The sequence below is a fragment of the Collinsella sp. LCP19S3_H3 genome (assembly GCF_052119145.1).
Taxonomy (GTDB): Bacteria; Actinomycetota; Coriobacteriia; order Coriobacteriales; family Coriobacteriaceae; genus Collinsella.
Genome location: NZ_JBQKFW010000018.1, coordinates 17,710 through 34,004 on the forward strand (window position 1 = coordinate 17,710; position 16,295 = coordinate 34,004).

Annotated in this window: 12 protein-coding genes and 1 tRNA gene; 6 read left to right on the forward strand and 7 right to left on the reverse strand. The window is 58.4% G+C overall.

The annotated features are described in order from the left end of the window. Positions 1-333 precede the first annotated feature (333 nt). From lacB to ACTQZF_RS08565, 5 genes are all read right to left on the reverse strand, one after another. Positions 334-858, reverse strand: coding sequence for a galactose-6-phosphate isomerase subunit LacB (gene lacB / locus ACTQZF_RS08545; protein WP_346981957.1), 525 nt, complete (start codon positions 856-858; stop codon positions 334-336). Between the two features lie 63 nt (positions 859-921). After that, entirely contained in the window at positions 922-1,350 is a 429-nt protein-coding gene (gene lacA / locus ACTQZF_RS08550) for a galactose-6-phosphate isomerase subunit LacA (RefSeq protein ID WP_006234830.1), read from the reverse strand. 310 nt (positions 1,351-1,660) lie between these two features. Further along, on the reverse strand, positions 1,661-2,671 hold the full coding sequence (locus ACTQZF_RS08555; protein ID WP_441555048.1) for a hypothetical protein: 1,011 nt from the start codon (positions 2,669-2,671) through the stop codon (positions 1,661-1,663). 411 nt (positions 2,672-3,082) lie between these two features. Next, positions 3,083-3,421 carry a PTS lactose/cellobiose transporter subunit IIA gene (locus ACTQZF_RS08560; protein ID WP_055252615.1) on the reverse strand — a complete coding sequence of 113 codons (339 nt, stop codon included), beginning with the start codon at positions 3,419-3,421 and terminating at the stop codon, positions 3,083-3,085. A gap of 214 nt (positions 3,422-3,635) precedes the next feature. Next, positions 3,636-4,640, reverse strand: coding sequence for a LacI family DNA-binding transcriptional regulator (locus tag ACTQZF_RS08565; protein WP_441016752.1), 1,005 nt, complete (start codon positions 4,638-4,640; stop codon positions 3,636-3,638). A 357-nt stretch (positions 4,641-4,997) separates the two neighbouring features. Between ACTQZF_RS08565 and ACTQZF_RS08570 the strand changes: the two genes are divergently transcribed. Together ACTQZF_RS08570 and lacG (ACTQZF_RS08575) are read left to right on the forward strand one after the other, a co-directional pair. Further along, positions 4,998-6,773, forward strand: a complete 1,776-nt coding sequence (locus tag ACTQZF_RS08570; RefSeq protein WP_427728585.1) for a lactose/cellobiose PTS transporter subunit IIB — start codon at positions 4,998-5,000, stop codon at positions 6,771-6,773. 66 nt (positions 6,774-6,839) lie between these two features. Next, positions 6,840-8,279 (forward strand): 6-phospho-beta-galactosidase, encoded by a 1,440-nt coding sequence (lacG, locus tag ACTQZF_RS08575; RefSeq protein WP_154514977.1) that lies wholly within the window; start codon positions 6,840-6,842, stop codon positions 8,277-8,279. A 357-nt stretch (positions 8,280-8,636) separates the two neighbouring features. Here lacG (ACTQZF_RS08575) and ACTQZF_RS08580 read toward each other — a convergent pair whose 3' ends face one another. Continuing rightward, positions 8,637-9,638: a LacI family DNA-binding transcriptional regulator gene (locus ACTQZF_RS08580; RefSeq protein ID WP_441555049.1), complete on the reverse strand. Its 1,002-nt coding sequence runs from the start codon at positions 9,636-9,638 to the stop codon at positions 8,637-8,639. Between the two features lie 284 nt (positions 9,639-9,922). Between ACTQZF_RS08580 and ACTQZF_RS08585 the strand changes: the two genes are divergently transcribed. Together ACTQZF_RS08585 and lacG (ACTQZF_RS08590) are read left to right on the forward strand one after the other, a co-directional pair. Further along, positions 9,923-11,701, forward strand: a complete 1,779-nt coding sequence (locus ACTQZF_RS08585; RefSeq protein WP_441555050.1) for a PTS lactose transporter subunit IIBC — start codon at positions 9,923-9,925, stop codon at positions 11,699-11,701. 75 nt (positions 11,702-11,776) lie between these two features. Next, complete coding sequence (gene lacG, locus ACTQZF_RS08590) at positions 11,777-13,198, forward strand: 6-phospho-beta-galactosidase (protein WP_441555051.1); 1,422 nt, start codon at positions 11,777-11,779, stop codon at positions 13,196-13,198. Positions 13,199-13,711: 513 nt separating this feature from the next. Here lacG (ACTQZF_RS08590) and ACTQZF_RS08595 read toward each other — a convergent pair. Beyond that, positions 13,712-14,476 carry a DeoR/GlpR family DNA-binding transcription regulator gene (locus tag ACTQZF_RS08595; RefSeq protein WP_441555052.1) on the reverse strand — a complete coding sequence of 255 codons (765 nt, stop codon included), beginning with the start codon at positions 14,474-14,476 and terminating at the stop codon, positions 13,712-13,714. A 206-nt stretch (positions 14,477-14,682) separates the two neighbouring features. Between ACTQZF_RS08595 and ACTQZF_RS08600 the strand changes: the two genes are divergently transcribed. Together ACTQZF_RS08600 and ACTQZF_RS08605 are read left to right on the forward strand one after the other, a co-directional pair. Further along, positions 14,683-15,735, forward strand: coding sequence for an aldose epimerase family protein (locus ACTQZF_RS08600; RefSeq protein WP_441555053.1), 1,053 nt, complete (start codon positions 14,683-14,685; stop codon positions 15,733-15,735). 206 nt (positions 15,736-15,941) lie between these two features. Beyond that, positions 15,942-16,017 (forward strand) — tRNA-Thr (locus tag ACTQZF_RS08605). The last annotated feature ends 278 nt before the right edge of the window (positions 16,018-16,295 follow it).

Genomic DNA, 16,295 nt, shown 5'->3' on the forward strand with positions numbered 1-16,295 from the left:
GATAGAAAACCGGCCCGCGCCCCCTCACAGAAACGCGAGCCGTCAATTGAAAAGCTGCAGAATGCCGGGTACCGCCAAGAGCGAAGCACTCAAGCCAAGCAAGCAAACGTGTTATCGGAGCAGCTTACTGAACCAGAAAGCTTCGCAACAACAGCGGTAACCCCACAGGTGCCCCCAACGTCAGCGAGCGGCGATCAGGTGCCCCAGGTCGCCGCGAAAGAGGAGCGACGCGTACTTCATGTACGCGAGCGACGGTTTGAGTGGCGAGATGGGGTGCCTGGGCGTCGCGCAGCGTCGACCCGTTACGCGGTTTGGCAAAACCGCGTAACCCCACTAGTCGTGGTATTCGCCGCGGTCCCACTTCTCCAGGAACTCGTCAAAGAAGTGCGGGTCAGCCTGAGCCTCGGCGTCGGCCTTATTGCAGGCATCGATCTTGGCGATCAGGGCATCGTGCTCGGGGGTCTTCTCGTAGGGCTCCTCCAGGAAGGCAAGCATGATATCGGCCATCAGGAACTCGCCGGTGATCTTGCCACCAAAGCCCACGATGTTGGCGTTGAGCTCACGACGGGCATACAGGGCAGAGGTCATGTCGCGAACCAGGGCGCAGCGGGCGCCGGGAACCTTGTTGACGGCGTTGGTGATGCCGATGCCGGTGCCGCACAGGGCCACGCCAAAGTCGGCCTTGCCGCTGGCAACAGCCTCGCCCACGGCCTTGCCGTAGATGGGATAGTGCGTACGGGTGTGGCTGTAGGTGCCGCAGTCGAGCACCTGGTAGCCAGCCTGCTCCAGGCGGTCGGCCAGATAGATCTTCTCGTCCGTAACGATATGGTCGCAACCGATTGCGATGGTCTTCTTCATCAGAACGTCCTTTCGTCTGAATTCACAAGTTGAGGTAGAAGTTCGAGTTCTCGGTGGCTCTCGTTAGGCCATCTTGTTGAGCATGTCGACACGGATCTGGTGACGGCCGCCGGCGTACTGTGCACGCAGGAACTCGCGGGCGATCTTCTTGGCGACCTCGGTGCCCACAACGCCCGGGCCCATGGTGACCATGCGCGAGCCGTTGTGCTCGCGGGTCATGTAGGCGGAACGCTCGTCGGAAATGTTAGCGACGACCATGCCCTTGATCTTGACGGCGGCCATATAGGAGCCGACGCCGTACTTATCGAATGCAAAGCCCTGGGAATCCTTGTGCTCCAGCAGGTCCTTGGCAACGGCGGTCGCGGAATCGACAAAGTCCGCGGCAGGGGTCTCGGAATAGTCGACGACCTCGTGACCGTCGGCGATGAGCATCTCCTTGATGGATTCCTTCATCGACATACCGTCGGCATCGGAAGCGATTACAACCCTCATGACATCCTCCTTGAGAGATACGCAGGTGCGTAGTTTCTGTTTGGAAGTGTTGAATCTCGTTCAGGTCCGGGCATCTGAATGTGCGATTCTTCACTGTTCATGTTTATTTGAACACATTCGAACAGTAACTGCAACAACTATTTGTTTATCTTTGTTCTTTTTTGAACAAATACCGTTCACGGATGATTGCTGACCGTTTGGACCGGGCGCGGGCGTAGCGACCATGTGTTCAACAAACAAAAGGGCGGCCGAGAACGTGTCTCGGCCGCCCTTCGGCGGTATTCCCCGGTATATACGGCAGCTTTAGCTACTAGGACTGCCCGCCCTTCTTGGCATGCTTGGACGGAGTGCCCAGAAAGCGGCCCGTCAAATAATTCGTCGGCCCGGAAATATCAATCCCCAGCAGTGTGTGCCCCAGCCACAAAAACGCCGCGAGCACCAGCAATGGGATAACGCACGAGGTCACTATCATCACTATGACACCTTCGATCAGATCGGTCACCTGCTGCACAATCTCATCGGTCATCTGCTTGGCGCCGCTGGTCACCGTCGTGACGAGACCCGAGGCACCGTCGGCAAGCTGTTCAAGCACGTTCTTGGACTCTGCGGACTCAGTCTTTTTCTTGTTTGCTTTGGAGCTATCGCTATCTGCCGCACTCGCAGCGTCAGTCGCCTTTTGCTCGGCCGCCTCGATGCTCACTCGATACGTTTCATCAACCTTCTGCGACACCCATACGCTCGCGGGCACCAACACCATGCTAATTATGGCGACCACCAGCACACGCGTTGCCACGCGACGAATGACCGTGCTCGTGCTCCAGCGTCCGTGAATGCCAAGCGACGCTGCAAAGAGCACCAGCGCAAACGGGATCAGGATGCCCAGGCCAACCGACCACAAAATCGTGAGTAAATATTTCTCTAGGTATAGCACGGCAAGCACGATACCAAGATTACCCGAAAGCTGTGCGAGCTGCTCGGCAACCGGCGTTCCCGTATCGCCCGGCAGCGCAGTGATACCCGCAGATAGGGCGACGCACGAGGTCGTGAGCGCCAATACATTGCCCTTCTTTTGATCGATGACCTCGATGGTAGAGTCCCAAGTCTTGGTATCGGCAAAATGCGAACGAGCCACAAACCCCGACAGCAGCGCCAGTACCACGAGCGCAACGATGAGGCCAATCTGCAGTTTTTTGTTTGCGCACACGACATCGGATAGGCTGGGCTGCAGCTCGCTCACCGTTGTTTGCTCGGTTATCTGGACAGGACGCCCATGAGCCATCTCGCCCGCGTCTCTCTTTTGAATCGATCCGTTGTCCGGCATTTGGATACCTCCTCATTCCGGCCTGTATTGCGGATGGAAGTATACCCACCCAGCGAAAAACCGAACGGCAAGAGGCGCAACAGACTGCTGCATGGCCTGCCCGCCATGAAATGAGCCCATCTACTACGTTTAACCGCCTATCTCCGACCATGCCCCGTGGCGTAAAAACAAAACCACAGGTAGAACGCTTGCAGTTTTTCATGAAACGCAGGTGTGTTCGGGGGTATCGGGTTAAACGTAGTAGATGCGCCAGTTTCGTGGCGACGCTGCCAACCGATCCCCTGGGGACGGAGAAGAACGGATCATTTTGGGCCGTCAGCCCCTATTTCACCGCAACTTGGAGGAGGACAGAAAAAGCCCTGCTGCGGGTAGCGGCAGGACTTTTGGAAGGGGCTTGGTTGTGAGGGCTCGTTAGGCGAGCTTGGCCTCGAGCTCGGCGATGCGCTTGTAGGCATCGATGGTAAAGCGGGCCTGCTTCTCCAAGATCATAGTGGTCATGAGGGTGTCCTGAGCGTGAGCCATGATGAAGGTCATCTCCATCTCGCCGCCGCCGGCCTCCTGCGAAAGCAGCTTGGTCTGCGTGTCGTGGGCGCCGATAAGTGCATCGCTGGCATCCTTGTGCAGCTGTTCGGCCTTCTCAAAGTCACCCTCGCGAGCAGCATCGAGCGCTGCAAGCAGATCGGTCTGGGCGTCACCTGCGTATGCGACAATCTCGAATCCAACCATCGAGATTTCTTCTTTGGTTGCCATATTGCGTTCCTTTCACATATGAACCAATGGAGAGCATCGCGTCCGGGCATCCGCGCTGCGCTGTGTATGACAGAAACATTAACATTCAAACAATAAAGAACAATACAAAACGTAATTTCGAGCTATGAACGGTCACTTTTAACCCGCGAACGGTTTCCAAACCATTTCGAACAATATCAAACATGATTAACGGAAACCCAAACAGGACCGCGCCCTAACGCAAATCGCGCACCGTATCGCCCTCTACGAGCACGCCGGGGATCAGCATGTGCTCCACGCCAGACGCAACTCCCTCGGCGCCGGCGATCTTGTCGACTGCCCACATGCCGACACGCTTGTTGTCAAAGCGCACGGTGGTCAGGCGACGATCGGGCACGATGTCGCCCAGACTATCATCAACCCCCACCACGCTCACGTCCTCGGGCACACGCCTTCCGCGCGACTCGAGTCCGCGAATGCAGCCGTAGGCCATGGCGTCATTGGAGGCATAGATGGCAGTACAGGTCGGATCGTCCGCCAGAGCCTGGCCTGCGGCATATCCACTCCGCGCCGTCCAGTCGCCACGGATGAGTCGCGGCAGCTCAATACCATGCGCGCGCAATGTCTCGCGCCAGCCCTCCTCGCGCTGCATGCCCGAAAGCGAGCGTTCGGGACACGAGATAAAGTGCACGGTCTTGTGCCCCTGCCCCAGCAAGTACTCGACAACCTGGCGCGAGCAATCGAACTGATCGTTATCGACCGTCGAGCACAGCGGGTGCTCCAGCATGGTAACGAGCACCGTCTGCATACCAGGCAGCGGCTCAAAGGTGCCAAAGTCCGCCGGCATGCGATTCATGATCACGACCATGCCATCCACCGGCAGTGCGCTCATGCGCGACGATGCGCTCTCGAGGGTATACGGATGTCCATCTACTTTAGTGAGGGTAATGGCGTAGCCGTGCTTATCGGCGGCGGCGGCAAAGCCCTCCATACGGTCGAGGTTGCCGGTACCGGTAATGTTGAACATGGCGACGCCGACGGTCTTAAACTTGCCGCGGCGCAGCGATCGACCGGCAAAATTGGGGCGATACCCCAGCTCGCGCATGGCGGCACGCACGCGCTCCTTGGTCTCGGGGCGCACGCTGGGTGAATCGTGGACGGTGCGCGAGACCGTCTGTTCTGAGACGCCCGCGAGGAGCGCCACATCCTTAACGGAAACCGATTTTTTAACAGCGGCCATAGGTCGATCTTTCTATGTCAACGATGCCATTGGTGGCACCCTACGCAGTCAAATGAAACGTCTTCAAGTATATCTAACGCCTCCCCCACCATACGCTCACCACCCAAAACCTACCGTTCACCGACATTTTTGCTTCCCCGAACGGCTTTTATCGCCCAAATGTTAACGTTGCCATTGTGCAAACACAGAGCCACCGGGCGGCTCAAACGTTTACGCGCAAGAAATCGACGGTCCGCAGGCACAGGGGCCATCGGTTCGCGTCTTATTTTGTGTCACAAAATGGCAACGTCAACATTTTGGCAACCAAACGTCAAAAGCTACCATCGTTGCTAACCCACCGACTCTTAGGAGCTTTGCATGGAGCAACTCATCGCCACCATCGAAAAGGGCCAGCCCTTTTTCAACGCGATCGCCCGCAACAAGTACCTCAAGGCGATCCGCGACGGTTTTATCTCCGTCATCCCCATCATCATCTTCTCGTCCATCTTCTGCCTGGTAGCCTCGGTCCCCAACATCTGGGGTTTCTACTGGCCCGATGACATCAACAACGCCCTGTGGAAGTGCTACAACTACTCCATGGGCATCCTGGCCATCGCCTGCGCCGCTACCACGGCCAAGCATTTCGCCGACGCCCAGAACCGCGATCTGCCCAAGAATAACCAGATCAACTTTATCTCGTGCATGTGCGCGGCCATCATCGGCTTCTTGCTCCTTTCGAGCGACACCATCGCCACGGATGCCGCCAGTGGCTTCAACACCACCTACCTTGGTTCCAAGGGCCTGCTGACCGCCTTCATCGCTGCGTTTGTGACCGGCATCATCTACAAGTTCTTTATCAAGCGCAACATCACCGTCAAGATGCCCGAGCAGGTTCCGCCCAACATCTCGCAGACCTTTAAGGACATCATCCCCTTCTCCGTCTGCATCACCGTCTTTTGGGTCTTTGACATCGTCTTCCGCGCTGCCTTTGGCTTCTGCTTTGCCCAGGGCGTCATCCAGGTGTTCCAGCCCCTGTTCACCGCTGCCGACGGCTACATCGGCCTTGCTGTGATTTACGGCGCCATGAGCCTGTTCTGGTTCGTGGGCGTCCACGGCCCCTCGATCGTCGAGCCCGCCATCGCCGCCGCCCTCGTTGCCAACATGACCGACAACCTGGCTGCGTTCCAGGCCGGCCAGCACGCTTCCGCTGTCCTGACCCAGGGTGCCCAGTACTTCGTCGTCTGCATGGGCGGCACCGGCGCCACGCTCGTCCTGGTCTTTATGTTCTGCTTCCTGGCCAAGTCCCAGGAGATGCGCGCTGTCGGTAAGGCCGCCATCGTCCCCGTGTGCTTTGCCGTCAACGAGCCGCTGCTGTTCGCCGCGCCTATCGTGCTCAACCCCGTCTTCTTTGTCCCGTTTGTCTTTGCCCCGATCGCCAACATCTGGATCCTCAAGATCTTTATCGACTTCTTGGGCATGAACGGCTTTATGTACACCCTGCCTTGGACCGTCCCCGGCCCCATCGGCACCATCATGGGCCTGGGCTTCCAGCCGCTCGCCTTTGTGATGCTCGCCCTTATCCTGGTCGTCGACTTCGTTCTGTACTATCCGTTCTTCCGTGCCTATGACGCCCAGAAGTGCGCCGAGGAGGCCGAGATTTCCCAGGAGGAGCTCGCCGCCAAGAACGCCGAGAAGGCCGCCAAGCTCAACGATGCCTTCCAGGGCAAGGCCGACGCCAAGAGCGTTGCCGCCGGCGCTGCTGCCGAGGCCGTGGAAGCCGGCGCTCCCGCCGCTTCCGCAGCACCCGCTGCCGAGGCAACGGCCACCAGCGACCTCAACGGCAAACGCGTGCTCGTGCTCTGCCAGGGTGGCGGTACCTCGGGCCTGCTCGCCAACGCGCTGGCCAAGGCCGCCAAGGAGCGCGGCATCAATCTTGAAACCGCTGCCGAGGCCTATGGCAACCACGTGGACATGCTCCCCGACTTCGATCTGGTCGTCCTGGCCCCGCAGGCCGCAAGCTACCTGGCCGACCTGCAGAAGGACTGCGAGCGCGTGGGCAACAAGTGCGTCGCCTGCCGCGGTAAGCAGTACATCGAGCTTTCCCAGAACGGCGATAAGTCTCTCGCCTTCGTAAGCGAGCAACTCTCGAAGTAAGTAACGCACAGGGCCAGCCGACCATCCAAGACCGGCTGGCCCTTCGATTTAGACGATTGGATCATCATGTCCGTTAACCCTGCTAGCGTCACCAACCCGCCTGCGCAGTTTCCCGAGGACTTTGTCTTTGGCGGCGCCACTGCTGCCTACCAGGTAGAGGGCGAGACCCGCACCCACGGTAAAGGCAAGGTTGCCTGGGACGACTTCCTGGAGGCCCAGGGGCGCTTTTCCCCCGATCCCGCTTCGGACTTCTACAACCAGTACCCCGTCGATCTGGAGCTGTGCGAGGAGTTCGGCATCAACGGCATTCGCCTCTCCATTGCCTGGAGCCGCATCTTCCCCAACGGCACCGGCGAGATCAACCCCGAGGGCGTGCAGTTCTACCACGATCTCTTCGCCGAGTGTCACAAGCACCACGTTGAGCCGTTTGTCACGCTGCATCACTTCGACACACCGCTTGCCCTCTTTGAGAAGGGCGACTTCCTCAACCGCGAGACCATCGATGCCTTTGTGGACTTTGCCACCTTCTGCTTTAAGGAGTACGCCGACCAGGTGACCTACTGGTTCACCTTTAACGAGATTTGGGCCGATGCCTCCAACACCTACATCGAGGGCACCTTCCCCGGCGGCGTCAAGGCGCATCTGGCCGAGGCTTTCCAGTGCGAGCACAACATGATGCTCGCCCACGCCAAGGCCGTACTGGCCTTCCACAACGGCGGTTTTAAGGGCAAGATCGGCGTCATTCAGTCGTTGGAGTTTAAGTATCCGCTCAACGAGAACGACCCCGCCGACATCAAAGCCGCCAACAACGAGCACGTGTTGCAGAACCAGTTCTTGCTCGACGCCACCTTCCGCGGCGACTACGCGCCCGACACCCTCGAGTGCGCCAACCGTCTGGCTGCCGTCTCGGGCGGCACCATCGAGATCCTGGATGAGGACCTCGAGATTATGCGCGAGGCCGCGCTCTACAACGACTATCTGGGCGTCAACAACTACCAGTGCCGCTTCTTGAAGGCTTACGACGGCGAGAACGACCTGCACCACAACGGTACGGGCGAGAAGGGCACCGGCCGCTGGCGCGTTAAGGGTATTGGCGAGCACGTGAACAAGCCTGGCATCCCCACCACCGACTGGGACTGGATCATCTATCCCGAGGGCCTGTTCGATCTACTCGTCTACATTAAGCAGCGCTACCCCAACTACAAGCAGATCTTCATTACAGAAAACGGCATGGGCTACAAGGACCCCTACAAGGACGGTTTTGTGGACGATCAGCCGCGCATCGACTACATCGAGCAGCACTTGCGCTGGCTGCTCAAGGCCATGGAGGTGGGCGTCAACGTGGGCGGCTACTTCCTGTGGAGTCTGCAGGATCAGTTCTCCTGGACCAATGGTTACAACAAGCGCTATGGCTTCTTCTACGTTGACTTTGAAACCCAGAAGCGCACGCCCAAGGCAAGCGCCTACTGGTACAAGCACGTGGCGCAGACCCGTCGTCTGGACTAGCGGCTGGCGACCGGCGGAATTGCCCCGCTCACATAACCTGTCCCCATTTCTCAGCCGGGGGTGGCACGTCACACGGCGCGCCGCCCCCGGCCTTTTGTTTTTGTTCGGCTGGGGGGCCGTTTGTCTCGATCTGTAACATCTAGCCGAGTTTTTGGTCCCTAGCTGTTACAAATCAAGACAAACCGGGAAGACGGGGCCGAATTGTCTAAATCTGTAACACTAAAACCGGTTTTGGACGTCTGGTTGTTACAGATTGAGATAAACGCACAGGACAATCCTCTCAATCTCGATCTGTAACATCTAGCCGAGTATTTCGGTCCTAACTGTTACAGATTGAGATGAACGAGCCGAGCACGTCTACGCCCGCAGGTCCTTTACGCTGGAACGCTCGACCAGCACGCCCGACACAAGCGTGCGGCTTCTGGAGCTCGGAGCCTCAAGACCTGCGACGACCTCGTTAAGCGCACGGATGCCCAGCTCGCGGTGGCGAAACTTCACCGACGTCAGAATCGAGTTAGGAATCGTCTTGTAGAGTTCATCGTCGAAGCCGATCACGGACACGTCGTCGGGCACACTGAGCCCTTTGTCACGTAGAGCCATCATCACGCCGTTTGCCATGCAGTCGTTAGCGGCGAGGACCGCCGTGCAATCGGGTTTATCGGCAAGCACAAGACCCGCGGCATAGCCACTATCCGCATTCCAATCGCCTTGCAGAGGCTCGGGCGGCTCAATGCCACGCGCCTCGAGTGCCGCACGCCAACCTTTCATACGACACTGGCTCGACAGCGCTTCTTTCTTACCAGAGACGAAATATACGTTCTTGTGCCCACGATTTAAGAAGTACTCGCACGCCATGCGCGCACCACCCTCTTGATCGTCACTAACGGTAGAGCAGGCAGGATGCTCCATCGGCGTGATAATCACCGTCTTGAGGTCCTTCGGCGCCTCAAAGGTATCAAAGTCATCGACCATCTGGCGCAGATTGAAGATCATGCCGTCGACGGGAAGCTGCGACATCCTACGCGCCGCCTCGGCAAGGGTCATCTTCTCCCCCGCCCGCTTTTTGATCATCGTGAGAGCAAAGCCTCGCTCTTCGGCGGCATCGGCGATACCGTCAATCATGTCCACGGCGCCGCCCGACAAGTGGAACAGCACCACGCCGATGCACCCGTAACGGCCCAGCTTGAGCGAACGCGCGGCAAAGTTGGTTCGAAACCCGAGCGCCTCCATTGCGGAATGGACCTTATTGCGTGTCGACTCTCGTACGCTATCGGGCTCGTTGATCACGCGCGACACCGTCTTGAGAGAAACGCCCGCGGCAATCGCCACATCGTTCATCGAGACATTCTTCTTGTCCATCGTTGCCACTGCTTCTCCACTCGGTTCTCTATCGCTTGTTTTTTGCGTTCTAGCATACACTACCTGCCCGACTGACAAATCAGCCGTTTATCGGACAATATCGACCGTTCACCCGTAAATCCTTGTTGCTCTTCCAAAAATGTCTTACGTTGTCATTAACGAAATGACAACGTTGTCATTTCACAATGCCTTCCTTAAGCAGGAAGGTTTCCGGGCAGTCCTGACCATCCATCGACGACCAGTTCCATCCACATGCATCGCGCATCAAGTAGCAAAGGAGCTCTATGGACGCCATCGTAAAGATGCTCGAAAAGCATCAACCGTTCTTTGAGAAGATCTCGAGGAACATCTACCTCCAGGCCATCAAGGACGGATTCCTTGGGTGCATGCCCATTGTCCTCACCTCTTCGATCTTCCTGTTGATCGCCACCCTTCCTGGCGTAGTTGGCATCACGCTGCCCCAGCCGCTCATCGACTGGTGCAACAAGCTGTACAACTTCACCATGGGCGTTATGGGCATCATGGTTGCCGGCACCACCGCCAAGAACTTCACGGCTTCCATGAACCGTCGCATGCCCGCCGGCAAGGTGCTCAACGACGGCTCCACCATGGTAGCCGCCCAGTGCAGCATGCTGCTGCTCGCTGTTACGCAGTTCACCACCAAGTTCGACGGCTCCGAGCTTTCGGTCTTCGATTGCACCAGCATGGGTACGCGCGGTCTGTTCTCGGCTTATATCGCCGCGTTCATTACCGTGTGGGTCTATAAGTTCTGCGTCTCGCGCGATCTGACCATTAAGCTGCCCAAGGAGGTTCCGGGCGCCATCGCTCAGAACTTCCGCGACATCATCCCCTTTGGCGGCGCCGTCATCATCTGCGGCATCATCGATGTCGTCGTGCGCAACCTCATGGGCGTTCCGTTCTCCGAGCTGCTCATCAAACTGCTCTCCCCGCTCTTTACCGCTGCAGAAACCTATCCTGGCCTTATCCTTATCCAGGCAGCCACCGCGTTCTTCTGGTTCATCGGTGTCCATGGTCCTTCGATTGTCCAGCCGGGCATCGACCCCATCCGTCTTGCCAACCAGGCCGAGAACCTGCAGGTTCTGCTGGCCGGTGGTCACCCCGCCCATTCCCTCACCTTCAACATGTCGCTCGTGGGTGAGTTCGGCGGCACCGGCGCCACGTTCATCGTGCCGCTTCTGCTGATTCTCTTCATGAAGTCCAAGCAGCTCAAAGCCGTCGGTAAGGCCTCTATTGTTCCTGTTGCCTTCGCCGTCAACGAACCGCTGCTCTTTGGCGCGCCGATGATCCTTAACCCCTACATGCTCATCCCCTTTGTTGCCGCCGGCTGCGTCAACGTAAGTGTTGCCAAGTTCTTTATCGATAACGTGGGCATGAACGGCTTCTCCTTCGTGGTGCCTTGGGCCACCCCCGCCCCCATCGGCATTTTCATCACCACGAACTTCCAGCTTATCGCCCTGGTATTTGTCGCGATCATCATCTTGCTGGACGCCATCATCTACCTGCCGTTCTTGAAGGCATACGATAAGCTGCTCTGCGACCAGGAGGCCGAGCGCGCCGCCGAGCTGGGTCTCGAGTCCGATGGTGCCGCCACCATCGCCGCCAGCACCTCTGCGCCCGCTGCCGAGCAGACCGCCGCTGCCGCCGAGCCGACCGCCGCTGCCGCCGACAGCAAGCCTGCCGCCGAACAGCCCGAGCCTGCCGCCGATGCATCCGCCAAGAAGGACGTCGATGGCCTGAAGGTCCTCGTCCTGTGCGCCGGCGCCGGCACCTCTGCCATGCTTGCCAACGCCATCAAGGAAGGTGCCGCACAGACCGGAGAGAACATCGCTTCCTCCGCAGGCGCCTATGGCCAGCACACTGCCATCATGGATCAGTACGACGTTATCGTGCTCGCCCCGCAGGTTCGTAGCTACTACAACGACATGAAGGCCGACACCGATCGCCTGGGCATTAAGCTGCTCGCTCCGCGCGGTAAGGAATATATCGACCTTACTCGCGACCCCGCCGGCGCCATCAAGTGGCTCCGCGAGAACCTCGACTAGTTCCTCCCTCTGTTGGTGCCCGGATCCCCAGTTCGGGCACCTCTCCCTATTCGTATCCCACAGAAAGGATGACTCATGAACAACCCCATGCAGTTCCCTGACGGCTTTGTGTTTGGCGGCGCCACCGCTGCTTACCAGGTTGAGGGCGAGACCCGCACGCACGGCAAGGGCAAAGTGCCCTGGGACGATTTCCTGGCCGCTCAGGGTCGCTTCTCCCCCGATCCCGCAAGCGACTTCTACAACAAGTACCCGGTCGATATCGACCTGTGCCAGCGCTTCGGCATCAACGGTATCCGCGTCTCCATCGCTTGGAGCCGCATCTTCCCCAACGGCACTGGCGAGATCAACCCCGAGGGCGTCGCTTTCTATCACGAGCTTTTCGCCACCTGCAATAAAGCCGGCGTTATCCCCTATGTCACGCTCGATCACTTCGATACGCCCGAGGCCTTTTACCAGAACGGCGGCGAAGGCTTCCTGACGCGCACGACGATCGACGCCTTTGTCGAGTACGCCAAGTTCTGCTTTGCCGAGTTCACCGAGGTCAAGCACTGGTTTACCTTTAACGAGATTCCCGCGACCGCCGAGGGCAGCTTTATCGTCGGCAACTGGCCGCACGGCGAGAAGTATCGCCTGGACAAGGCCTTCCAGCTTATGCACAACATGATGGTGGCCCACGCCAAGGCTGTCGTCGCCTTCCATGAGGGCGGCTTTGAGGGCGAGATCGGCATTGTCCAGAACCTAGAGCCCAAGTATCCCCTCGACCCCAACAACGCCGCCGACTGCGAGGCAGCTCGCATGGCCGACGTCATCAACAACCGCTGGGTACTCGATGCCACCTTCCGCGGCCACTATGCAGCCGACACCATGGAAGCCGCGACCAAGCTGGCCCATATCGCCGGCGGCGAGCTCGACGTTCGCGACGAGGACATCGCCGCGCTGACCGCCGCACTCCCCTACAACGATTGCCTGGGCGTCAATACCTACAAGTGCCAGTTCCTGCGTGCCGCCGAGGGCGAAAACGACATCAACCACAATGGCACCGGCGACAAGGGCTCCTCGCGCTGGTTCCTCAAGGGCGTGGGCGAGGCATGCGTGCGCGAAGGCGTACCCACCACCGATTGGGACTGGATCATCTATCCCGAGGGCCTGTACGACCTGCTGCTCCGCATTAAGAACGATTACCCCAACTATAAAAAGATCTACATCACCGAGAACGGCATGGGCTATAAGGACGACTTCGAGGATGGCTTTATCGATGACGCCCCTCGCATCGACTATATGCGTCAGCATCTCGCATGGATCCTCAAGGCGATCGACGGCGGCGTAAACGTCGACGGTTACTTTGTGTGGTCGCTGCAGGACCAGTTCTCCTGGACCAACGGCTACAACAAGCGCTACGGCCTGTTCTACATCGACTTTGAGACCCAGGCCCGCTATCCCAAGGCAAGCGCGTACTGGTACAAGAACGTCGCAGAGACCGGCCTGCTCATGGCCTAGTTTCCGCCGCATACCCCCTGTCGGCCGCATACGAATCCCTCCACGGGTTCGTATGCGGCCTCTTTTGTTTTGGCGCGGCCCGAGCAGGTCGTTTATCTCGATTTGTAACATCTAGCCGAATATTTCGGCCCTAGCTGTTACAAATCGAGACAAACAGAACGCCCGAGCAGAAATATCTCAATCTGTAACATCTAACTCGCTTTTAACCGTCTAACTGTTACAGATCAAGACAAAGGTGATGGCTGGATAGACAAAACCTCGATCTGTAACACCTAGTCGAGTTTTTAGGTCCTAGCTGTTACAGATTGAGACAAACGGAATAGGCCGGGCCAAAAATCTCAATCTGTAACATCTGGTTGGTGACTTCGCCCCTACCTGTTACAGGTTGAGACAATTTGATAGCGAAGTCCCCATTTGCGCGTCATATCGCATAGCGCTGACGCGCCGATTCCCCACAATGACAGGGGGGCAAAAGTCCTCACACAGCGCTTGCTAGCAATCCTGTAGCGCTAGCTAGCAAATGACCTGCGTGTGTTCCTCGATGGCGGCGCGGTCCTCGACCGAGATACTCGGCTCGCACACCACGGCGTCCAAATTGTCCAGGCGGCAGAAGGTGTAGAAGTCGCGCTTGCCGATCTTGCTGGAGTCGGCGATCAGATAGCGCGAGTCTGCCTTGCTAAAAGCGAGCTGCTGGATACGGCCCTCGTCCATGTTGGACGTAGATACGTCACCGTCCAAGATGCCGTTGGCGCCGATAAACGCCGCATCGATACCCAGCGCACGCAGGGTATCCTCGGCCGTTGGTCCCACAAAAGCGGCGGTGCGACGGCGATACATGCCGCCCACGAGGCACAGGTCGCAGTCCTCGCGCGCCTCGAGCAGGTTAAACACCGAAAGCGAATTGGTCACAATGCGCAGGTGAAACGCCGGTAGCATCGATGCCATCTGCTCAACCGTGGTGCCCGTACCCAAAAAGATGGTCGAACCTTCCTCGATAAGCTCCACGGCACGGCGCGCAATCTGCAGCTTTTCCTCGGCATGCTTGGTGCGCTTTTCGCTGTGCGAGTACTCGTGGCGCAACATAGCGTGGGGACGACCCTGCGCACTGCGGGCGCCGCCGTGCACGCGCTCGATCTCGCCCAGGCTCGCAAGCTCCTCAAGATCACGGCGGATCGTCATATCCGAGACGCCCAGTGCATCCGAAATCTCCTTGACCGAGACCGTGCCCTGCTCCTCGAGCAGCTGACGAACCTTATCCTGTCGCTCCGCTTTAATCACGATGAATCCTCGCCGTTCTTTGTGCGCATATCATTCAAACAGTAACGAACAAATTGTATCAGACTCGCGCGCGTCAAAAATGAACGCCCGCACGGCTCCAATCATCACTTTTTTGAGAAAAATACCCCCTGCTTTAGTGGGATGTAGTGATAATCTCACCTGTTCGCGCTACAGTTTGTCGGAAATACCTCGATGTTAGGAACCAAATGATCACTTCTGAGCTTTTCGGCACCGCGCCGTGCGGTACCCCCGTTCATCGTTACACCCTCAACGGGCCCGAGATCTGCGTTCGCATTATGGACTATGGCGCCACCGTGCTGGGTATCGATGTGCCCGACATTCCCGGCAACGTGCGCGATGTGGTGCTGGGCTTCGATAAGCTCGAGGATTACTTTGACAACCCCGCCTGCTTTGGCGCGACCATTGGCCCCGTGGCAAACCGCACCGCGGGCGCCACGATCACCATCGACGGTACGGACTGGCATATGCCCGCCAACGAGGGCGCCAACAACCTGCACAGCGATCTTGAGCGCGGCCTGCACAAGCGCGTGTGGGATGTTGAGCTCGACGAGGTTCACAACGCCGTGCGCATGACCACCTCACTTGAGGATGGCGAGTTGGGCCTGCCCGGCAACCGCACCTTTACGGCCGTGTTTACCGTGACGCACACCGGCCGCTTCCGTATCGAATATGGCTGCGAGAGCGACCGCGCCACGTACGTGTCCATGACCAACCACACGTACTTTAACCTTGCCGGTCATAATGCCGGCATGGACTGCGAACACTTCTTTGTTGCTAACGCTGCCCACTACCTGCCCATCGACGACCAGAACATTCCTACTGGCGAGATTGCTCCGGTCGAGGGAACACCGTTTGATTTTCGCGAGTTACGCCCCGTCGCGCCCGGCATGGAGGCCGACGATCCGCAGATCAAGCAGGCACGCGGCTACGACCACTGCCTGTGCATCGATGGCTATCAGTACGGCCGCAACCTGCGTCGCGCTCTGCATGTCGAGGAGATGTGGACCGGCCGCGAGCTGGACTACTACACCACCGCCCCGGGCGTGCAGCTCTACACCGGCAACTGGCTGGGCGACGAGCACGCCAAGGACGACGCCAACTATGGTTGGGGCGCCGGCTTTGCCCTCGAAGCCGAGATGTACCCCGACACGCCGCACCAGCCGCTGTTCCCGCAGGGCATTGTGGGCCCGGGTCACCCCTACAGCAATGTGATCGAGTACCACTTTATGAGGCACTAAGACCGCAACGCGACATATCGCACAGCAGCGCCCGCCGGCACACCGCCGACGGGCGTTTTTCTACCTAGTTGTAGGCAATCAGGCACATCCCGGCTTGAGTGATTAGTGCATTTAACGTGAGAAAAGCCGTCAGAACACTTGCGCGGATTTGCGATGTCCCGTATCATAGACAGCCGTTGACGCCTCAGCTGCGTCACCACATGGCCGCCAGCGTAGCTCAGTTGGTAGAGCACCGCTCTCGTAAAGCGGGGGTCACCGGTTCGAGCCCGGTCGCTGGCTCCATCGCACAAGACAGCCGCCTTCGGGCGGCTTTTTTGTTGCCGATTTTGAGTGCGCGTGCCAATCCACGCATCGCAACAGCGTCAGCTCCCCTATTCAAAAACAGAAACCCCGTTAATCGTGATTCCCCTAGGGAAAACACGATTAACGGGGTCGTAGCGTGCTTCCCTTAGGGAAAACACGCCAGCATACGAACAGCTCAGTCGGGCAGCGCGCTATTCCTCCCAGTAAGCGTCTGCAAGCAGCTTAAAGCAGATCTTCTTGACCGGCTGCGCGCCATC

Coding starts and splice junctions, on each gene's coding strand:
- lacB (WP_346981957.1), bottom strand. CDS start 858: ATGAAGAAGACCATCGCAATCGGTTGCGACCATATCGTTACGGACGAG.
- lacA (WP_006234830.1), bottom strand. CDS start 1,350: ATGAGGGTTGTAATCGCTTCCGATGCCGACGGTATGTCGATGAAGGAA.
- ACTQZF_RS08555 (WP_441555048.1), bottom strand. CDS start 2,671: ATGCCGGACAACGGATCGATTCAAAAGAGAGACGCGGGCGAGATGGCT.
- ACTQZF_RS08560 (WP_055252615.1), bottom strand. CDS start 3,421: ATGGCAACCAAAGAAGAAATCTCGATGGTTGGATTCGAGATTGTCGCA.
- ACTQZF_RS08565 (WP_441016752.1), bottom strand. CDS start 4,640: ATGGCCGCTGTTAAAAAATCGGTTTCCGTTAAGGATGTGGCGCTCCTC.
- ACTQZF_RS08570 (WP_427728585.1), top strand. CDS start 4,998: ATGGAGCAACTCATCGCCACCATCGAAAAGGGCCAGCCCTTTTTCAAC.
- lacG (WP_154514977.1), top strand. CDS start 6,840: ATGTCCGTTAACCCTGCTAGCGTCACCAACCCGCCTGCGCAGTTTCCC.
- ACTQZF_RS08580 (WP_441555049.1), bottom strand. CDS start 9,638: ATGGACAAGAAGAATGTCTCGATGAACGATGTGGCGATTGCCGCGGGC.
- ACTQZF_RS08585 (WP_441555050.1), top strand. CDS start 9,923: ATGGACGCCATCGTAAAGATGCTCGAAAAGCATCAACCGTTCTTTGAG.
- lacG (WP_441555051.1), top strand. CDS start 11,777: ATGAACAACCCCATGCAGTTCCCTGACGGCTTTGTGTTTGGCGGCGCC.
- ACTQZF_RS08600 (WP_441555053.1), top strand. CDS start 14,683: ATGATCACTTCTGAGCTTTTCGGCACCGCGCCGTGCGGTACCCCCGTT.